The 17,711-nt window shown below is 61.0% G+C and carries 18 protein-coding genes; 10 read left to right on the forward strand and 8 right to left on the reverse strand.

Translation table 11 applies throughout. The annotated features are described in order from the left end of the window. Position 1: 1 nt before the first annotated feature. Positions 2-499 (reverse strand): DMT family transporter, encoded by a 498-nt coding sequence (locus QNH97_RS18925; protein ID WP_283553376.1) that lies wholly within the window; start codon positions 497-499, stop codon positions 2-4. Between the two features lie 111 nt (positions 500-610). On the opposite strand from QNH97_RS18925, the gene QNH97_RS18930 reads away from it, so the two are divergent. Both QNH97_RS18930 and QNH97_RS18935 read left to right on the forward strand, forming a co-directional pair. Next, the gene (locus QNH97_RS18930; RefSeq protein ID WP_283553377.1) at positions 611-1,543 is read left to right on the forward strand and encodes a LysR family transcriptional regulator; all 933 of its coding nucleotides are present in this window, start codon (positions 611-613) and stop codon (positions 1,541-1,543) included. 104 nt (positions 1,544-1,647) lie between these two features. Further along, positions 1,648-2,235, forward strand: coding sequence for a DcrB/PsbP domain-containing protein (locus tag QNH97_RS18935; protein WP_283553378.1), 588 nt, complete (start codon positions 1,648-1,650; stop codon positions 2,233-2,235). A gap of 114 nt (positions 2,236-2,349) precedes the next feature. On the opposite strand, the gene QNH97_RS18940 is transcribed toward QNH97_RS18935, so the two are convergent. The 3 genes from QNH97_RS18940 to aotJ all read right to left on the reverse strand — a co-directional run bounded on the left by QNH97_RS18940 (position 2,350) and on the right by aotJ (position 5,126). After that, a complete protein-coding gene (locus tag QNH97_RS18940) occupies positions 2,350-3,066 on the reverse strand; it encodes an alpha/beta hydrolase (RefSeq protein WP_283553379.1) in 717 nt (238 codons plus the stop codon). A gap of 64 nt (positions 3,067-3,130) precedes the next feature. After that, a complete protein-coding gene (locus tag QNH97_RS18945) occupies positions 3,131-4,243 on the reverse strand; it encodes a M14 family metallopeptidase (RefSeq protein WP_283553380.1) in 1,113 nt (370 codons plus the stop codon). 103 nt (positions 4,244-4,346) lie between these two features. After that, positions 4,347-5,126 (reverse strand): L-arginine-binding protein AotJ, encoded by a 780-nt coding sequence (aotJ, locus tag QNH97_RS18950; RefSeq protein ID WP_283553381.1) that lies wholly within the window; start codon positions 5,124-5,126, stop codon positions 4,347-4,349. A gap of 1,127 nt (positions 5,127-6,253) precedes the next feature. Between aotJ and QNH97_RS18955 the strand changes: the two genes are divergently transcribed. Beyond that, positions 6,254-6,535, forward strand: coding sequence for a fructose-bisphosphate aldolase (locus QNH97_RS18955; RefSeq protein ID WP_283553382.1), 282 nt, complete (start codon positions 6,254-6,256; stop codon positions 6,533-6,535). A 350-nt stretch (positions 6,536-6,885) separates the two neighbouring features. Here QNH97_RS18955 and QNH97_RS18960 read toward each other — a convergent pair whose 3' ends face one another. Together QNH97_RS18960 and QNH97_RS18965 are read right to left on the reverse strand one after the other, a co-directional pair. Then, a complete protein-coding gene (locus tag QNH97_RS18960) occupies positions 6,886-8,061 on the reverse strand; it encodes an integrase core domain-containing protein (protein ID WP_283553383.1) in 1,176 nt (391 codons plus the stop codon). 203 nt (positions 8,062-8,264) lie between these two features. Then, the gene (locus QNH97_RS18965; protein WP_283553384.1) at positions 8,265-8,699 is read right to left on the reverse strand and encodes a rhodanese-like domain-containing protein; all 435 of its coding nucleotides are present in this window, start codon (positions 8,697-8,699) and stop codon (positions 8,265-8,267) included. A gap of 101 nt (positions 8,700-8,800) precedes the next feature. Here QNH97_RS18965 and ftrA point away from each other — a divergent pair, with 101 nt between their 5' ends. After that, positions 8,801-9,760 carry a transcriptional regulator FtrA gene (ftrA, locus tag QNH97_RS18970; protein ID WP_283553385.1) on the forward strand — a complete coding sequence of 320 codons (960 nt, stop codon included), beginning with the start codon at positions 8,801-8,803 and terminating at the stop codon, positions 9,758-9,760. 171 nt (positions 9,761-9,931) lie between these two features. Here the strand turns inward: ftrA and cobF are convergent, their stop codons facing one another. Further along, positions 9,932-10,687: a precorrin-6A synthase (deacetylating) gene (gene cobF, locus QNH97_RS18975; protein ID WP_283553386.1), complete on the reverse strand. Its 756-nt coding sequence runs from the start codon at positions 10,685-10,687 to the stop codon at positions 9,932-9,934. After that, a complete protein-coding gene (locus tag QNH97_RS18980; RefSeq protein WP_283553387.1) occupies positions 10,684-11,262 on the reverse strand; it encodes a histidine phosphatase family protein in 579 nt (192 codons plus the stop codon). Before QNH97_RS18980 ends, cobF begins: the two co-directional genes overlap by 4 nt. Positions 11,263-11,551: 289 nt before the next feature. Here QNH97_RS18980 and QNH97_RS18985 point away from each other — a divergent pair, with 289 nt between their 5' ends. From QNH97_RS18985 to QNH97_RS19010, 6 genes are all read left to right on the forward strand, one after another. After that, complete coding sequence (locus tag QNH97_RS18985; RefSeq protein ID WP_283553388.1) at positions 11,552-12,406, forward strand: MurR/RpiR family transcriptional regulator; 855 nt, start codon at positions 11,552-11,554, stop codon at positions 12,404-12,406. Positions 12,407-12,408: 2 nt separating this feature from the next. Continuing rightward, a complete protein-coding gene (locus tag QNH97_RS18990) occupies positions 12,409-13,053 on the forward strand; it encodes a cysteine hydrolase family protein (protein ID WP_283553389.1) in 645 nt (214 codons plus the stop codon). Beyond that, the gene (locus QNH97_RS18995) at positions 13,050-14,402 is read left to right on the forward strand and encodes a type I glutamate--ammonia ligase (RefSeq protein WP_283553390.1); all 1,353 of its coding nucleotides are present in this window, start codon (positions 13,050-13,052) and stop codon (positions 14,400-14,402) included. Before QNH97_RS18990 ends, QNH97_RS18995 begins: the two co-directional genes overlap by 4 nt. Then, complete coding sequence (locus QNH97_RS19000; protein ID WP_283553391.1) at positions 14,386-15,138, forward strand: N-formylglutamate amidohydrolase; 753 nt, start codon at positions 14,386-14,388, stop codon at positions 15,136-15,138. Before QNH97_RS18995 ends, QNH97_RS19000 begins: the two co-directional genes overlap by 17 nt. 76 nt (positions 15,139-15,214) lie before the next feature. Continuing rightward, complete coding sequence (locus QNH97_RS19005) at positions 15,215-16,564, forward strand: APC family permease (protein WP_283553392.1); 1,350 nt, start codon at positions 15,215-15,217, stop codon at positions 16,562-16,564. A 110-nt stretch (positions 16,565-16,674) separates the two neighbouring features. Then, positions 16,675-17,691 carry an arginine N-succinyltransferase gene (locus QNH97_RS19010; protein WP_283553393.1) on the forward strand — a complete coding sequence of 339 codons (1,017 nt, stop codon included), beginning with the start codon at positions 16,675-16,677 and terminating at the stop codon, positions 17,689-17,691. Positions 17,692-17,711 lie beyond the last annotated feature (20 nt).

Genomic DNA, 17,711 nt, shown 5'->3' on the forward strand with positions numbered 1-17,711 from the left:
TTCAACCTCGGGCAATCAGGACAAGGGCAACGACAATCAGGGCCAACGCCAGCCAGCGCTCCCCATTGACTCGCTTGCGGGTCGCACCGAACCAGCCGAAATGATCGATCAGGACACTTTTGCCAACCTGGCCGGAGAGGATCGCGATCATGGTCATGGCAATGCCGATGTGGGGCGTGGCGAGCGTCAGTACAACCACGTAGATCGGACCGAGCAAACCGCCGATCAACTGCCAGCGCGGCAACTCATGCAAGGCCGGGCCGTGCTGTCGGCCACTGAGCAGCAACAGCAGGAAAAGAATCGCCGAACCGACACCGAAGATGCTCAGGGTGGCCCACAGATGACCAACCTGGGCCCCGAGTGGCCCGAGCACGCCAGCTTCCACCGACAAGCCCATGCCGGCCAGGATCACCAAGGGCAACAATAGCCAGCGCAAGAATGGTCGGGTTTGGGAAGCAGCCGCTACCGGCGCGGCCTCGTTGAGTGAAGACGCCTGCATGTTCAGAACCTGTGCCAGAGAAAGATGGCCGGCATTATCGGTTGGCGTCGCTGTGCGATAAACGGGAGTATCCTGACAACAGTTTTGCGAATTACGCACAGGAAAGCTTTCATGCAAGGTCTCAATGAACTGGGTTTCAAGGCGCTGCGACTGTTTGTGGCGGTGCTTGATCACGGCAGTTTTTCAGAGGTGGCGCGGCGCGAAAGCCTTGCCCCGTCATCGATCTCCCGGCAGATCCAACTGATGGAACAGGCCTTGAACCAGCAGTTGCTCTATCGCCATACCCGTGCTGTGTCCCCCACCGAAGCCGGCCGCCTGCTGGGGCATCACGCGCGCCTGCTGCTGGTGCAATTGGAAGAAGCCGAACAAGCCTTGCAGGAACAACACAGCGAACCGTCCGGACTGGTACGGATCAACGCCCCGGTGGTATTCGGCCAACGTCACCTGACTCCGTGGCTGGGACAGCTGTGCGAGCGCTACCCGAAGCTGCAACTGGAGATCCAGCAGACCGACAGCTACGTCGACCCGCTGCAGGAAGGCGCCGACCTGCTGTTTCGCATCGGCCCGTTGCACGACTCAGGCATGCAGGCGCGGATTCTGGCCCCCCACCATTTCCAGATCGCGGCCAGCCCGACCTACCTGGCCCGCCACGGCGCACCGAGCAAACCCCAGGACTTGGCGGCCCATCAGTGCTTGGCCTACAAAGGCGTGACCGGCCAGCAACGCTGGTTCTTCCGCCGCCCGGGCCAGACCTGGACGCCTTACAGTGTCAGGGGGCCGATCACTGGCAACCACGCTGATACCCTGACCCAGGCCGCTGAACAGGGCCTGGGGCTGGTGATGTTTCCGTCGTGGTTGATCGGCGAAGCCGTGCGCAAGGGCACGCTGGTACCTGTGTTGCAGGATTACGAGGCCTCCAACAGTCTTGAACCCCAGCAGATCGCTATCCTCTGGCCGGGCAGTCGTCGCCTGTCGGTGAAGGTCCGCACGGTGATCGATTTCTTTCTGGAGTGTTTTGGCGAAGTGCCCTACTGGGATCGCTGAGTAGCGATTTCTCAACATTGGATAATGCAGACCTTGCGCTGGAGTCTGATGTGATGCCCATGGGATGATCGACCTCCAAGCGCGACCATCCGTGGAGAGTTTCAATGTCATTGCTGAGTAAACATGCCGCCGCCCTGTTGCTGACGGCCATCGCCGCTCTGGTAGCGGTGCCTGCCCAGGCAGCTCCGTCCAAAGCCACCGGCGATGCAGCGGCACAGAAGGTTTCGATGTTGGGCGGCAAGTTCGTCTTCACCTTGCCCAAGGGGTTCATCGCAACGCCATTGCCCGCCGGTGATGCCGCCCAGGGCACCGCTGGGGCGACAGGCACGATGTACAGCAATGCCACCAGCCGGACCGTGGTGATCGCGGCGGAGAACACCATCATTAACGGCGCGAAGGTGAAGGACGATGATGGTGCATTCCTCGACACCACCATGGGGGACTTCGCTGTCCAGCGCACCACAGCACTGCCGGATGCCAAGATCCTGAGCGCAAAGAGCCTGACCCAGAAAGGCACCGGCCTGGGTCTGCGTCAGCTCGACACCAGCGCCACCCAGGGTGGCGGGCCGACCCTCGACACCACGTTGCTGGCCGCCTCAGGCACGCGCATGGCAGTGGTGCAGGTCATCTCCCGGGCCAAAGACAAGGCCGGTCATGAGGCGTTGGTGAAGCAGATCGCCAGCGGTCAATAAGCGCCCCAGAACAGCTGGGAGCCGAGCTTGCTCGCGATGGCTTCGGCACACCCAACTTTGATGCAAGCTGACCCACTGCTATCGCGAGCAAGCTCCCAAAGGGATTTACAGTGATCAGGGATTAAGCCGCTCCAGCCAGGCCCGCAGGTCTTGTACTTCCAGGGCGCTGATGCTGTGACCCACGCCCGGGTACGCATGGAATTCGGGCTCCAGGGCCAGGGTCTTGAGGAAGGTGTTGGCCTCGGTACCGTCGTGGTAAGGGATGATCGGGTCCGCCGTGCCATGGCCGATGAACACAGCCAGGGTTCGTCGCGACTCGTCGGGGGTCAGTTCGGCCCGCAGCACCGGCAGGACCCTCCCGCCCATCGCGGCAATCCCGCCAACAGCCTCGGGGTGTCGCAGGGCAACCTCATAGGACATCATCGCGCCCTGGCTGAAGCCCACCAGGTACACATTGCTCGCGTCAGTCGGGTACTTGGCCCGGGCCTTCTCGATGAACTCCAGCAGCAGTTGGCCGCTGGCCTTCAGGTCTGACGTGTCGCCGTCATAGGCGCCCTCGCCCTTCTTGGCAAACCATTGGTAATGATCCGGCTCCATGGTTTTAGGGGCCCGCACCGAGAGGTAATTGTAGTGCCCGGGCAGTTCGTCCCTGAGCTCGAACAGGTCCTGTTCGTTGCTGCCGGAGCCATGCAGGAAGATCACCAGCGGTCGGTTCCTGGCCTGTTCATCGGCGTCGGCGAGGTAGTTGAGCGGCAAGTCCGTGTGCAGCGAGGGTTGGGCCTGCAACCCGGACGAAACCAGCAACAGCAACAGGGCGAGCATTTTAAACATCGATCTTCCTCCATCATTCGATAGCCGCACGGCAGACACCGTGCGGTGAGGTAGACAGCACTTATCAGTCGTTGATCAATTTCCCCGTACGAATAGGCTCACGTCCGGCGACTTTCGCCTGCCAGATTCCCGGCTGGGTGTAGCGTCCGCGGTCCAGGGCGAACAGCACGCCGCTGGTGCCCGCCCGTACGATGGAGACACGATCGCTCAACGGATCGACCACTTCGAACAACGGATCGCCCTGCTCCACCCACTCCCCGGCTTCACGCAGGAAACTCACGACGCCATGGTGCGGCGCGAACAGGTATTGCGTGCCTTCGAAGGGAAAGCCTTCGCAACATTCGCTGGGCGCGGATGGCCAGTCCCCGGCGATAAGGCCCTGCTCGGCCAGGAACCCGAGGATGGCCTCGCAATTGGCCCGGGCCTGCTCCACCCGGGTATCACCCATGCTCCCCAGTTCCAGCGTAGTCGCCAGGTTGGCTGGCGGAATCGCCGCTTCGGGAAAGGCCTTGGCCAGGCGCAACCAGGGCGAGGAACAGGATTCGTCGAACGAACTGCCGCCGGAATCCTCGCACAGCAACGCTACTCCGGCGTTCAACCGTGCAGCCAGGGAGCGCCACTGCGGCCATTGCTGTGGTAAAGCGTACAAGTGGATCGCCGCCTCGAAGTCGCAATGCAAATCCAGGGTGACATCAGCGTCGCAAGCATGGCGCAGCAACAGGCGATGCAGCGCTTCGAGTTGTGAAGGTGGCGCTGGAAGGTCATCGAGGACCTGGGCCATGGTCTGGCGGATCAGCGTGATATTGGCAGCGGGGTCGTCCCCCAGGCGATCACCGATGCGTTGCGCCACCGGGCCGCTGAGTTCGACAAAGGCACGGTTGAAGTTCTTGCCGCTGCCCAACTCGAAACGCCCCATGTGAGCGCTTTGCACATGCTGATCCAGCCCAATGGGATTGGCCACCGGCACCAGCTCGATCACCCCTTTGAGCAGGCCCTGGGCCTCAAGATCGTTAAGCCGCTGCTTAAGCTCCCAGGCGGTGCGCATGCCCGGCAATTCATCGGCGTGCAGGCTGGCCTGGATGTAGGCCTTGCGCGGGCCATGGCCGTAACGAAACACACTGAGCCGGCGTTCGGTGCCCAAGTGGCTCCATGGCAGGGTATGGTCGATGCGTTGCATGAGGAACTCCGGATGACGGTATCTCGATAGGCGCAGGGTAAAACAATCGCCCATGAAAAAGGCGGCCGGCCGGGTCAACGGCGGGCCACCTTGGATTCAGCGATTAATGCCCGTAGACGTCAAACGCGAAGTATTTGTCCTGCACCTTCTTGTAGGTGCCGTTGGCGCGGATTTCAGTGATGGCGGCGTTGAATTTCTCGGCCAGGGCCTTGTCACCCTTGCGCACCGCAATGCCGGCGCCGCCGCCGAAGTACTTCGCGTCTTCATAGGTCGGGCCCACGAAGGCGAAACCTTTACCAGCGTCGGTTTTCAGGAAGCCGTCGTCGAGGTTGACTGAGTCGGCCAGCATGGCGTCGAGGCGTCCGGCGACCATGTCCAGGTTGGCTTCCTGCTGGGAGCTGTAGCGCACCAGGTTGATGCCTGCTGGTACCAGTACCTCGGTGGCGAAACGGTCATGGGTACTGGCGCGCAGCACACCGACTTTCTTGCCCTTGAGTTCAGTCAGCGGGTCTTTGACCTCGGAGCCTTCCTTCATCACGAAGCGCGCCGGGGTGTGGTAGTACTTGATGGTGAAGTCGACGTTCTTCTTGCGGTCGTCAGTGATGGTCATGGACGACAGGATCGCGTCGATTTTCTTCACTTTCAGCGCCGGGATCAGGCCATCGAACTCTTGCTCGACCCAGGTGCACTTGATCTTCATCTGCTCACAGAGCGCGTCACCGATATCGACATCGAAGCCGGCCAGCTTGCCGTCAGGGGTTTTCATCGAAAACGGTGGATAACCGGCTTCGATCCCGAGGCGGATCGGCTTGGCCTCTTCGGCCACGGCCGACAGGGACAACACGGACAGTGCCAGGGCACCGAACATTGCTAGCTTCTTCATTTTTGCTCCTGAGTGCGCAGGGGTTTTTATTGGTCATTATTGGCAGATTCGTAGGCAGCGTTCGGTCGGTGAGGACCGAAGTGGCCGGGAGTCTAGAGGGGTGCTCAGGTGGGGAATTGCGTGGAGGCGACAAATAGTTATGAAAATAATCAGGGTTGCTTGGTGAGCATGAGGTTTGAGAAAAACCTGACAGGCTTGTAGTTCGGGTGTATATCCGTTTCTTCGGTAACGGCCACTTAGGGTTACGCCCTTACGGCGTCTCACTTTTGAGAAGCGCAAAAGTAAGCAAAACGCTCTTGCCCCACCACTCGGTGCCTCGCCTAGGCTCGGCATGCCCTCTCTCCGGCATTGCTCCGTGGGCCCGCTGCGAAGGGCCATCCATGGCCCAGCGCAGCTATCCCGGCATCCATGCCGGGATGCCCACTACGCAATGCCTGCGTTCGGCCAGCGTGGTTTAACGGGGCGCCTAAGATCAAAAGCCGAAGCGAGGCGGCCTTATAGCCGACCTGTCTCTTTGTCGTACTCCGATCCAACTGTGGGAGCGAGCTTGCTCGCGAAAGCGGAGGGCCAGTTTGCGGTGATGTTGGCTGTGCCTACGTCATCGCGAGCAAGCTCGCTCCCACAGGTTTTCGACGCTCCGCGTTCCGTTTCTGAAATCAATTGCTCCCCTGGCCTTCTGAAAATCTCGTGGGAATTTACTCACCGTGGCGAGGGAGCTTGCTCCCGCTGGGCTGCGAAGCAGCCCCCTCTTTTCGTCAGACCAACCCCATGCCCAGGATTTACGGCGGCTGCGCCACCGAGCGGGAGCAAGCTCCCTCGCCACGGGGTTTGTGGGCGTCCTACAGGTCGGTTGTTGCTTCAAAAATCCCCTCCTATAGTTCGGTTCACCTGCTGGCGTTGGTCAGTGGGGAGGGTTTCGCAGCCCTAACAACGGATGAGACTTTGCACCGTCGAATGAAAACTCAGGCAAACTTGCCCGCGTTCGTTTTATGGCGGTTGCGCGTGGGAGACCTTCGGGTCTGCCGGGTTTGGTCTCTTCCTCGGTCTGCGAACCCGCGCGCAACTGCCACCCGCTTGATTCGCAGCAAAAAGGTGGCAATTCATTTTCCTTGATAGAGCCCAACCTTATGACGACAAATCAATCATCTAACCGCTTTACCCCGCTAACCCCAATCGCCACCACCCAACCCATCCTGTTCATCGACCGCACCGCCCCATTGCCCGAACTCCACGCCTGCGTCAGCGAACGCCTGCACGCCACCCTCGACTACCTGACGCTCATGGCCTGCACGACTCTGCGCGACTCAGCCGAGACCGACATCAATACCCTCGCCAACATCGCCCGGATCATGGTCCAGGATGTGGCGGATGTTTTTGGGGTGGTTGAACAGCGGGGGCTTGAAGGGTAATAGAGCTTCCCTGAGAAGCGAGCTTGCTCAATATCTTCATCGAGAGTGACATCGCCTTCGCGAGCAGGCTCGCTCCCACAGGGGAAACGCGCTCCCCCAGAACCAGGTCGGCTATAAGGCCGCCTCGCTTTGGTTTTTGATCTGGGGCGCCCCGTGAACCACGATGGCCGAACGTAGGTATTGCGCAGTGGGCACCTCGGCATGGATGCCGAGGTAGCCGCGCTGGACCATGGATGGTCCTTCGCGGCGGCCCACGGAGCAATGCCTACGTTCGGGCATGCCGAGCCTAGGCGAGGCACCGAGTGGTGGGGCATGTACGGGACAACCACATGGGTTACAAAAAAGAGCATTCACATAGGTGACACTTTTATTGAAACATAACCGTTCTTCGCGTCCCTGGCATTGACGTGACCTAGGATCACCGGACCGAAGATCACATTCCATACCCCGTCTTTGATCATCTCCATTCCAATGTTCTGATGCCTGAGCAGATTCCCCACGTATATCCGCAGGCCAGCTCGATTAATGATGCCGCTACCATCTGCCAGGTAACACTCAATATGGCTCGCATATCCCATTTCCGGTAGCTTCTCCGGATAAGATCGAGTTGAGGGCATATAGCAGGTCGCCGGGGTTTTCTGGCCGAGCGCCTCGTGTCCTCGCTCATAATTGTAGTGCTGCATAAATCGATCAAAGTGTTTTTGCTGAGCCTCCCAAGCAATTGCCGGCGGTTGGGGAAAGGTACTTTTCAAAGTCCGATGCATGCGCTCATGTCGTCCATTTTGGTCTGGCCGACCGGGCTCAATTCGCTCAGGAATAATCCCAAGCCGCAGCCACCAGATCGACAACTGCGACAGCCCCGCACGCCCTGTACTGGCAAACGGCACGCCGTTATCGGTGCGGATGCGCTCAGGCATCCCATACTCACGAAAAACGCGCTCGAAGGTTTGCTGGGTCTCCTTGAGATTGGTATTGGCCATACTCTCGCAGGCCAGCAGGAAGCGACTGGCATGATCCATGATCGTCAGCGGATAGCACCAAACGCCCGCCCCGGTAAGGAACTGGCCCTTGTAATCTGCACTGAAGATCTGATTAGGCGTTTCTGCCTTACGCAAAGGCTTGGGATAGACAGCGACACGCTGACGCGACGGTCGAGGCGTGATCAGGTCAGCTGCCTTAAGTATGTTGTAAATGGTCGTTTTCGACGGAGGATCCTGGCCGGGGAAACGCGTCATCAAGTCGTTCTGAATCTTTTTAGGTCCCGGAACCGTTTCGCCAACAGAACGAAGCTCAATGATCGCCTGCCTCACGGCCAGCGGCACCACATAGGTTTGGTTGATCCGTCGGCGGCTACGTTCGTCAAGCCCGCTGGGGCCCTCCCGCTCATAGCGTTCAACCCATTTGTAGCCAGTCTTTCGGCTGATCTGATAGTCCTGGCACAGCCGGCTAAAGCTGTGCTTTTCAGACAGATACTCAGCGATGAACATCACTTTAAGGTCCATAGGTTTCAGCTCTTTCCAGGGCATGGTCAGATCCTCGCGAAATCGACCCTGCCAGTTAAAAACTGTTACCTATGTGCGTGAACTGATTTGTAACCCATGTGGGTGAGTCATACCGGCAAAAGCGTTTTGCTTACTTTTGCGCTTCTCAAAAGTGAGACGCCGTAAGGGCGGAACCCTAAGCAGCCGTTACCGCAGCAACGGATATACACACGAACTATAAAACCAAGTCAGCAGTCACAACGAATAGCCTGGTCCGCCACCCGCTCCACCAAACCGTTCAGGCGAAAGCCCTCATCAAGCCAACCCATGACCCCGCCAATCATCTCCTTCACCGGATACCCCAAGGTCGCCAAACGCACCGCCGCCTTGTTCGCCCCATTGCAATGCGGGCCAGCGCAATACACCACGAACAGAGTGGTCTTGGGGTAGGCAGCCAGAGCCTCGGCGGTGAGCGTGCGGGTGGGCAGGTTGATCGCCCCAGGCACGTGCCCACGCTCATAAGCCAGCGGCCCACGCACATCCACCAACACAAAATCGACATCGCCGGCCTGTTGGCTGGCGTGAACGTCGGAACAATCGGTTTCGAACGTCAGACGACTGCTGAAATGCTGCAGGGCTATCTCGGGCGAGGCGGCAGGCACTTCACGAACCAGGCTGGTCATCGGCGGGTACTCCAAGGGGATGAGGGCGTAAGAAGACTTTATCCGTCTGAGGCTTAAGGCTACAGTGGCGTACAAGACACTCTGTGGGAATTTTCCGCCAAATGCAGCCTACCCCAGGTCTGGTCGCGATCCTCGCCTACGACGGCCTATGCACGTTTGAATTCGGCGTTGCCGTCGAGATCTTCGGATTGGAGCGACCCGAGTTCAATTTTCCCTGGTACGAACACCGGATCGTCGCGGTCGACAACGGCCCGATGCGCGCCATGGGCGGTTTCCAGGTATTGGCCGATGGCGGCATGGAACTGCTCGAAACGGCTCGAACCATTGTCATACCCGGTTGGCGCAACCGTAGCGAGCCACCGTCCGGAGCCTTGCTGGAGGCACTGCGCAGAGCCCACGCCCGAGGCGCACGCCTGCTATCGATATGCTCCGGGGCATTCGTACTGGCGGCCGCCGGGCTGCTCGACGGGCTGGGTGCCACCACTCACTGGCGCTACACCGACGAATTGGCCGAGAGTTATCCCGCCGTGCGGGTGGACCCGGATGTGCTGTACGTGGACTCAGGACAGGTCATCACCTCGGCGGGCAGCGCCGCTGGCATCGATGCCTGCCTGCATCTGGTGGCCCGGGACTTCGGGGTCCAGATCGCCAACACCGTGGCGCGTCGGCTGGTGATGTCACCGCAACGTACGGGTGGGCAGGCGCAATTCATTCCGTCACCGGTCAGCCGCACGCCACGCAGCGATCTGTCGAGCGTCATGCAATGGGCCCGCGAGCGCCTGCATGAACCCCTCGGCGTGCGCGAACTGGCCAGCCAGGCGGCCATGAGCGAACGGACTTTTTTGCGCCACTTCACCCAAGCCTGCGGCCTGTCACCCAAGGCCTGGTTGCAACACGAACGCCTGGCCCGGGCCCGCGAGTTGCTGGAGAGCACCACAAACAACACCGACAACATCGCACAGTTGTGCGGCTACCGCTCGGTGGAAAGCTTTCGCGTGGCGTTTCGCAGCGTGGTGGGGTTGGCGCCGTCGGTGTATCGGGAGCGGTTTGGGCGGGGGTGAAGCGACAACGCTGTCTCGCCAGTTAGCCCCTGTGTGGCAAGGGAGCTTGCTCCCGCTCGACTGCGAAGCAGGCGCAAGATGGAAGCGATGACACCCTATGAGGAACTTGGGGCTGCTGCGCAGCCCAGCGGGAGCAAGCTCCCTCGCCACAGTCCGGTTTGAGTCATCGGATCAAGGTTTACGCAGCAAATAAGTATCCATGATCCACCCATTCGCCTGCCGCGCGGCCTTGCGGGTGGCTTCGATGTCATCGGCCACGTCCCCCAGCCGGCCAGCAATGAGGATTTCATCCGGCGTTCCCACATAGGCGCCCCAGTAGATGTGCGTATCAGGATCGCTCACCTGGTGGTACGCATTCTCGGCATCGAGCATCACCACCACGTTCGCCGCCTCACCCACCTGCCCGGCTATCAACCGGCGTCCGGTGGTGATTTCCAGCGAACCGCCAATGCCGTTCAACGGCACTTTGTGGCGGGCCGCAAGGGCCTGGACGCTGGTAATGCCAGGGATCACCTCGAACTCGAAGACGCAGCGACCGGCATCAAGAATCGTCTGCACGATGCGCACGGTGCTGTCGTACAACGCCGGATCGCCCCACACCAGGAAACCACCGCACTGCCCGTCGGACAGTTCTTCATTGATCATCCGCTCGAAGGTGGCCTGCTTTGCACCGTTCAACGCTTCGACACTGGCGGTGTAGTCCAAGTCGTCGCGTTGGCGCTCAGGGCTGTAGGCTTCGACGAAACGGTACGTACGATCGACGATGTAGCGCTGACAGATTTCCCGCCGCAGATCCAGCAGCTTGCTCTTGGCGGGCCCTTTGTCCATGAGGAAAAACACGTCCACCCGATTCAAGGCTTTCACCGCCTGTATCGTCAGGTAATCCGGATCGCCGGCGCCGATGCCGATGACTGATAATTTTTTCATTCCACTGACTCCTGGCCAGGCCCCTGGGCACGCAATCGCCACACGCCGTTGAAACGCAACTCGATGACGGACAGCGGTTCAATGTCGATTCGGTTGAACGCAGCTGCCGGGCAGTGCAAGACATTCACCAGGGCCGCGCGGATCACGAACGGATGGGTGACGGCCAACCAATGTCCCGGTTGGTCTTCCAGGCTTGCCAGCCAGTCCCCGACACGGCGACACAACCGGGCAATGGATTCGCCGCCATGGGGAGTGGCCTCGGGATCGTCGAGCCAGGTTTGCAGGTGGTGCGGCTCGGTCTTGAGCAAGTCGTCGATGGACCAACCGCGCCAGCGTCCCAAATCGCAATCGGCCAAGGCCTCGACCACTTGGGGCTCATCACCGAACAACGCGGCGGTCTGGCGAGTACGCAGCTCCGGCCCACAGAGCAACCGCCTGACATTTCGATAACCCTGGCCAACGTCTGGCCGCTGCGCCAGCCAATCGGCATCCAGCGGTTCTTCCAGGGCAAAGCGCGCCCGTTTCTGGGCGACGGTGCGGGCGTGGCAGATCAGGGTCAGACGAGTAGCTTGCACGCGGGTTCTCACGTAATCAGTGGGCAGAATATTCAGCCTTTTTCTTGTACAGCACCTTATATGAAATCAAATAACTTGGACAAAAAGGCGCTATATCTGACACGAATTGAAGCGCCGACTGACATATTCATTCCAAGCAACCAAGCCCAAGTCCTACAAGGGTTTCGCACCATCTTCGAGCATTTTAAACGGAACGTAAAAACCACTGGACATGTAGTACCAGCTACATAAATACTATTTTCAGGAGTAATGAAAGAAATCCAACACACCATCCCAGCAAGGAGCACGGATGCCGCCCCTCAGAGACCTGATCACCGATCCCGGCCTCGTTTTGACGCCGTCGGAACGCAAGGTCGTACGAGCCCTGCTCGATCACTATCCACGCAACGGCCTGGGGCCGATGTCGCGCCTTTCAGACCATGCCGGCGTCAGCGACCCGACCATCGTGCGGCTGGTGAAAAAACTCGGGTTTGGCGGTTATGCCGAATTCCAGGATGCGCTGCTCAGTGACATGGACCATCGCCTGCGCTCTCCTCGCACGCTGTTGCAACCCCGGGCCAAATTGCCGCAAGGCGATACCTGGAGCCAATACCTGGCCGCCAGCCAACGCGCCCTCATCAACACCCAGGCCCTGACCCAGCCTGAAGACGTGCGCATTCTCGTCCAGTGGCTACTCGACAGCCGGCACCAGGTGCATTGCTTCGGTGGACGCTTCAGCAGCTTTCTTGCCCACTATCTGCTCAACCACTTGCGCCTGCTGCGCGCCGGCTGCTTTGCCCTGGAAGACAACGCCCAGCTGCCTGACCGGTTGTTCGACGTACAGCGCCAGGACGTGGTGTTGATCTTCGATTATCGTCGCTACCAGGCCCAGGCCCTGCGTGTAGCCAGCGCAGCCAAGGAACGCCACGCCCGGGTCGTACTGTTCAGCGACGTCTACGCGTCACCATTGCGCGAGCTGGCCGACCTGATTATCAGCGCGCCGGTAGAATCGGTCTCGGCCTTCGACACCCTGGTACCGGCGCTGGCCCAGGTCGAGGCGCTGATCGCCTGCATGACCCTGCAATGTCCTGACCTGGCCGAACGCCTGGAAGGTATCGACGCCTTACGCACGGAATTCAACACGCACCTGTTGGAGGAAAAATAAGGATGTTCTCGCTCCCCCACCGCTCCCCCCGGGACTTGCCGTTCACCCGTGATCACACGGCACTGCTCTTGGTGGACATGCAACGCGCCTGGCTGGAACCACAATTCGACACCCATCTGGACGCTCCCGACGCTGCGTATTTCATTCGCCGTGCCCGCCATCAGGTTATTCCCAACCAACAGCGCTTGCTCAACGCGATGCGAGCAGCGCAGCACAACGTGCTGCACACCCACATCGAAAGCCTCACTGCCGATGGCCGCGACCGCTCCCTGGATCACAAGCTGTCGGACATGCACCTGCCCAAGGGCAGCCCCGAAGCGCAGATCATTGCCGAGCTGACGCCGCTGGAAAACGAAATCGTGTTGCCCAAGACGTCCTCGGGCGTTTTCAACTCCACCAATATCGACTACGTGCTGCGCAACCTGCAGACCCGCCACTTGATCGTTGCCGGCATCGTCACCGACCAGTGCGTCGACATGGCCGTGCGCGACGCCGCCGACCGCGGCTACCTGGTCACATTGGTAGAAGATGCCTGCGCCACTTACACCGAACAACGGCACCTGGCGTGCCTGAACGCGATCAAGGGCTATTGCTGGATCACCGATACCGACACCGTACTCGGGCGCTTGCAGGAGATGCAGCCGTGAACCGCCTTGATACCGCAACGCCCCTGGCACCGTTGCCCGTCACGACACTGGTGAGCACCGACCTGATCGGCGTAACCCGCGGGCGCTCGTTCCCCAGCGATGAACTGCCCCACTACGTCACCGCCGGTTGCGGCTGGGTGCCGGCCAACAGCGCGCTGACGCCCCAAGACATCATCGCCTCGGCCAACCCCTGGGGCGCGTATGGCGACCTGCGGCTGATCCCGGACCTGTCCAGCCGCGTGACCGTCAACAACGGCCCCGACGCCCAGGCCCCCGCCCTGGATTTCATTCATTGCGACGTGCGCGAGACCGACGGCCGACCCTGGAGCACCTGCCCGCGCACCCTGTTGCATGACGAAGTGGAGCGTTATCGGACTGAGCTGAACTTGCAGGTGTTCGCCGCGTTCGAGCATGAATTCAACCTCAGTGCCACACCGGCCCAACCTGATCGCCTGGCTTTCAGCCTCCAGGCCCAGCGCCAGCAGGCCGGGTTCGCCGGATGGCTGCTCAGCGCATTGCGCGCCGGTGGTGTCGAACCGGAAATGTTCCTGCCGGAATACGGCAAGCAGCAGTACGAGATCACCTGCCGCCCAGCCCTGGGCGTGGCCGCCGCCGACCGTGCCGTGAACGTGCGGGAAATCACCCGCGAAATCGCCCGGCAAATGGGCCTGGCGCTCAGCTTCGCTCCCAAGACCGCGGAGAATGCCGTGTGCAACGGTGTGCACCTGCACCTGAGCCTGCAAGACCTGAGCGGTGATCCGGTGCTCCATGACACCGCCAGCAGCAACGGCTTGTCCAGCCTCGGCCAGCACTGGGCTGCCGGTGTGCTGCACTATCTACCTGCGCTGTGCGCGCTGACCGCACCGACGCCGGTGTCCTACGAGCGCCTGCAACCCCATCACTGGAGTGCATCCTATGCTTGCCTGGGACAGCGCAACCGCGAAGCGGCGTTGCGTATCTGCCCGACCGTGAGCCTGGGCGGAAAACCCGTGGCAAACCAGTACAACCTGGAATTCCGCGCCATGGACGCCACCGCTTCGCCGCACCTGGCGATGGCCGCGCTGTTGATCGCCGGGCGCCTGGGCATCGAGCAGCAACTGGCGCTGAATGCCGTGACCGATGAAATACCCGATGAACTGAATGAAGAACAACGTCGCGCCCGTGGCATTATCGCCCTGCCGACGACCCTGGCCCAGGCACTGGATTGCCTGCGCCACAGCGGAGCGCTGCTCGAGGCCCTGCCCGGCCCCTTGGTCGAAACCTACTTTGCCTTGAAGGCCCAGGAGCTGGCCTTGACCCAGGCGCTGTCACCTGCCGAGCGTTGTGAGCACTATGCACGAATCTATTGAATGTGCTGAGTCGGGCCTCTACACCAGGCCGGCTTACCGACTGATCCGGGAAGACGCCGAGCATCCGTTGGTGCTGGTGTGCGAGCACGCCAGCCGCTTCATTCCCGCTGCGCTGAACGATCTGGGCTTGGATGAAACCGCCTCCCAGGAGCACATTGCCTGGGACATCGGTGCCTTTGCCCTGGCCGAACGCTTGTCCGAAACCCTCGGTGCGACCTTGTTGGCGGCCAATTATTCACGACTGTTGATCGATCTGAACCGCCCGCTGCATGTACCGGACAGCATTCCGCCCCAGAGCGAGATCTACCAGGTCCCAGGCAACCAGGCCCTGGACGAGGCCACGCGCGAGTATCGCCGCCAGTGCCTGTTCCATCCCTTCCATGATCGGTTGCGGACGTTGATCGACCAGCGCCTGGCCGCCAACCGGCCAGTGCGGGTGGTGGGCATCCACAGTTTCACCCCGGTGTTCTATGGCCAACCGCGCGCGCTGGAAGCCGGCGTGCTGTTCGGCGAGGCCAAGGACTACGCCCAGCACATCGTCGACGGGCTGAGCCGGCATTCGCTGCGCGCGGCGGGCAACCAGCCCTACAAGATCAACCCCTTGACCGACATGACAGTCCCGGAGCACGGCGATGCCCGCGGCCTGGATTCAGTGTTGATCGAAGTGCGCAACGACCTGCTGCGCAGCCCCGAGTCGGTAAGGGCCTGGAGCGCTTACCTGGCCCCATTGTTGTAGGAAAGCAGTGGCGAGGTTTGAACGGCAAGCGACAAGCAAGAGCACACCCACACACAGCTGAGAAGGAGAACGGCTTATGAGTATCGAGGCATTTGGCTACAAACAGGAATTGAAACGCAGCCTGTCGCTGACAGACCTGGTGGTGTACGGGATGATTTTCATGATCCCCATCGCACCGTTTGGCGTGTATGGCTACGTGAACGCCGAGGCGCCGGGAATGGTGCCGCTGGCGTATATCATCGGCATGGTGGCGATGCTGTTCACCGCGTTGAGCTATGGCAGCATGGCCCGGGCCTTCCCGGTGGCCGGCTCCGTCTACTCCTACGCGCAACGGGGACTTAACCCACACGTCGGCTTCATCGCCGGCTGGCTGATGTTGCTGGACTACCTGCTGATCCCGCCGCTGCTCTATGTCTATGCCGCCATGGCGTTGAACCACTTGTACCCGGACATTCCCAAGGTCGGTTTCATCCTGGCGTTCCTGGTCAGCGCCACCTTCGTCAACCTGCGGGGCATCACGTTCACCGCGCGGATGAACATCATTTTTCTGCTGGCGCAGTTGGTGGTGCTGGGGATTTTCCTGTTCTATGCCTGGAATGCCCTGCACGGTGGCGCCGGTAACGGCCAACTGACCCTGGCGCCGCTGTACAGCCCGGAACACTTCAACTTCGCGCTGCTGATGCAAGCCGTGTCCATCGCTGTATTGTCGTTCCTGGGGTTTGATGCCATCTCCACCCTGGCCGAAGAGATCAAGGACGACCCGGGCCGCAGCGTCGGCAAGGCAGCGCTGGTGACCTTGCTGGTGATGGGGGCGATTTTCGTGGTGCAGACCTGGATCGCCACTGACCTGGCGGCCGGCATGGGCTTCAAGTCCGCCGACACCGCGTTCTATGAGATCGCCGAACTGGCGGCCGGCAGCTGGCTGGCAACCTTGACCGCGGTCGCCACGGCGCTGGCCTGGGGCGTCGCGGTGGCGATCACCTCGCAAGCAGCGGTGTCGCGCCTGTTGTTCGGCATGGCCCGGGACGGCAAGTTGCCCAAGGTCCTGGCCAAGGTCCATCCGAAACACAACACCCCGTACGTGAGCATTTACCTGGTCGCGGTGCTGTCGCTGCTGATCTGCTACCTGTTCATCAACGCGGTGGACACCCTGACCTCCCTGGTCAACTTCGGCGCCCTGAGCGGCTTCATGCTGTTGCACATCACGGTGATCAACCATTACTGGCGCCGTCAGCGGTCCGGCCAGGTGATTCGCCATCTGCTCTGCCCGCTGGTGGGCTTCGTGATCGTCGCGGCCATCATGTACAACATGGGCGTGGATGCGCAGAAACTCGGCCTGATCTGGGTGGCCGCAGGCGTGGTCTATCTGTGTGTGCTGAATAAATTCGGCAGCCCCACGGCGCTGCCGGATCCGGCCGCTCCTTGAGGTCCGGCGGTCGAAGGGTTCGACCCGCCGTGGTTATTACGCGTGGACATCGACAGTGATCGTCAAGCCCGGTGCCTGTCACCGGGCCTTCTGGAACAGGAGTGCAATCCATGCTGGCTTTACGTCCAGTGCAATTAACCGATCTGCCCCAACTGCAGCAACTGGCCAGGGACAGCCTGGTGGGCGTCACCTCGCTTCCAGACGATACCGAGCGCCTGCAGGAGAAAATCCTCGACTCGTGCGCCTCGTTCGAGGCCGATGTACGAAGCCCTGGCGGGGAGAGCTATTTTTTCGTCCTGCAGGATCTGGTATCCGGGCGCCTGGCAGGCTGCTCGGAGATTCTCGCCAGCACCGGTTGCAACGAACCGTTCTACAGTTTGCGCAACCGGCCGTTCTCCAGCGAGTCCCGGGAATTGAACATCCACCATGGCGTGCCGGCGCTGTCGCTGTGCCAGGACCTCAACGGCCAGACATTGCTGCGCGGTTTTCACATCGACGCCGAGCGGGTGCGCACGCCGGAGTCGGAGCTGCTGTCCCGGGCCCGGTTGATGTTTATCGCCGCCCACCCCCACCGCTTTGCCGAATCGGTGATCACTGAAATCGTCGGCTTCAGCAGCGAGGACGGCCAATCGCCCTTCTGGGACGCCATCGGCCAACATTTCTTCGACCTGCCCTACGTCGAGGCTGAACGCTTGTGTGGCCTGCAAAGTCGTACCTTCCTCGCCGAACTGATGCCGCAATACCCGATCTACGTGCCCATGCTCCCTCCGGCGGCCCAGGCCTGCATCGGCCGGGTGCATCCCGACGGCCAGGAAGCCTTCGACATCCTGGAGCGCGAGGGTTTTGAAACCAACAGCTACGTGGACATCTTCGACGGCGGGCCGACGTTGCATGCCCGTATCGCGAACATCCACTCCATCACCCAAAGCCATGTCGCCATGGCCCGGCAAAGCGCGCAGATCGACGCCCGGGGGCGTTATCTGGTGAGCAACGACAGCCTCGGGAACTACCGGGCCATCGTGGCCGAACTGGATCTCGACGCCGACGGTACCGTGGCGCTGTCGCCAGACATGCTGGCAGCCTTGGGCGTCATGGATGGCGAGCAGGTCCGGGTGGTTGCCTTATGAATCGCATTCAATCCCGTGCC

Origin of the sequence: Pseudomonas sp. G2-4, assembly GCF_030064125.1 — a bacterium.
Taxonomy (GTDB): Bacteria; Pseudomonadota; Gammaproteobacteria; order Pseudomonadales; family Pseudomonadaceae; genus Aquipseudomonas.

Excerpts from the sequence above, each read along its gene's own strand:
- QNH97_RS18925 (WP_283553376.1), bottom strand. The coding sequence starts at position 499 with ATGCAGGCGTCTTCACTCAACGAGGCCGCGCCGGTAGCGGCTGCTTCC.
- QNH97_RS18930 (WP_283553377.1), top strand. The coding sequence starts at position 611 with ATGCAAGGTCTCAATGAACTGGGTTTCAAGGCGCTGCGACTGTTTGTG.
- QNH97_RS18935 (WP_283553378.1), top strand. The coding sequence starts at position 1,648 with ATGTCATTGCTGAGTAAACATGCCGCCGCCCTGTTGCTGACGGCCATC.
- QNH97_RS18940 (WP_283553379.1), bottom strand. The coding sequence starts at position 3,066 with ATGTTTAAAATGCTCGCCCTGTTGCTGTTGCTGGTTTCGTCCGGGTTG.
- QNH97_RS18945 (WP_283553380.1), bottom strand. The coding sequence starts at position 4,243 with ATGCAACGCATCGACCATACCCTGCCATGGAGCCACTTGGGCACCGAA.
- aotJ (WP_283553381.1), bottom strand. The coding sequence starts at position 5,126 with ATGAAGAAGCTAGCAATGTTCGGTGCCCTGGCACTGTCCGTGTTGTCC.
- QNH97_RS18955 (WP_283553382.1), top strand. The coding sequence starts at position 6,254 with ATGACGACAAATCAATCATCTAACCGCTTTACCCCGCTAACCCCAATC.
- QNH97_RS18960 (WP_283553383.1), bottom strand. The coding sequence starts at position 8,061 with ATGCCCTGGAAAGAGCTGAAACCTATGGACCTTAAAGTGATGTTCATC.
- QNH97_RS18965 (WP_283553384.1), bottom strand. The coding sequence starts at position 8,699 with ATGACCAGCCTGGTTCGTGAAGTGCCTGCCGCCTCGCCCGAGATAGCC.
- ftrA (WP_283553385.1), top strand. The coding sequence starts at position 8,801 with ATGCAGCCTACCCCAGGTCTGGTCGCGATCCTCGCCTACGACGGCCTA.
- cobF (WP_283553386.1), bottom strand. The coding sequence starts at position 10,687 with ATGAAAAAATTATCAGTCATCGGCATCGGCGCCGGCGATCCGGATTAC.
- QNH97_RS18985 (WP_283553388.1), top strand. The coding sequence starts at position 11,552 with ATGCCGCCCCTCAGAGACCTGATCACCGATCCCGGCCTCGTTTTGACG.
- QNH97_RS18990 (WP_283553389.1), top strand. The coding sequence starts at position 12,409 with ATGTTCTCGCTCCCCCACCGCTCCCCCCGGGACTTGCCGTTCACCCGT.
- QNH97_RS19000 (WP_283553391.1), top strand. The coding sequence starts at position 14,386 with ATGCACGAATCTATTGAATGTGCTGAGTCGGGCCTCTACACCAGGCCG.
- QNH97_RS19005 (WP_283553392.1), top strand. The coding sequence starts at position 15,215 with ATGAGTATCGAGGCATTTGGCTACAAACAGGAATTGAAACGCAGCCTG.
- QNH97_RS19010 (WP_283553393.1), top strand. The coding sequence starts at position 16,675 with ATGCTGGCTTTACGTCCAGTGCAATTAACCGATCTGCCCCAACTGCAG.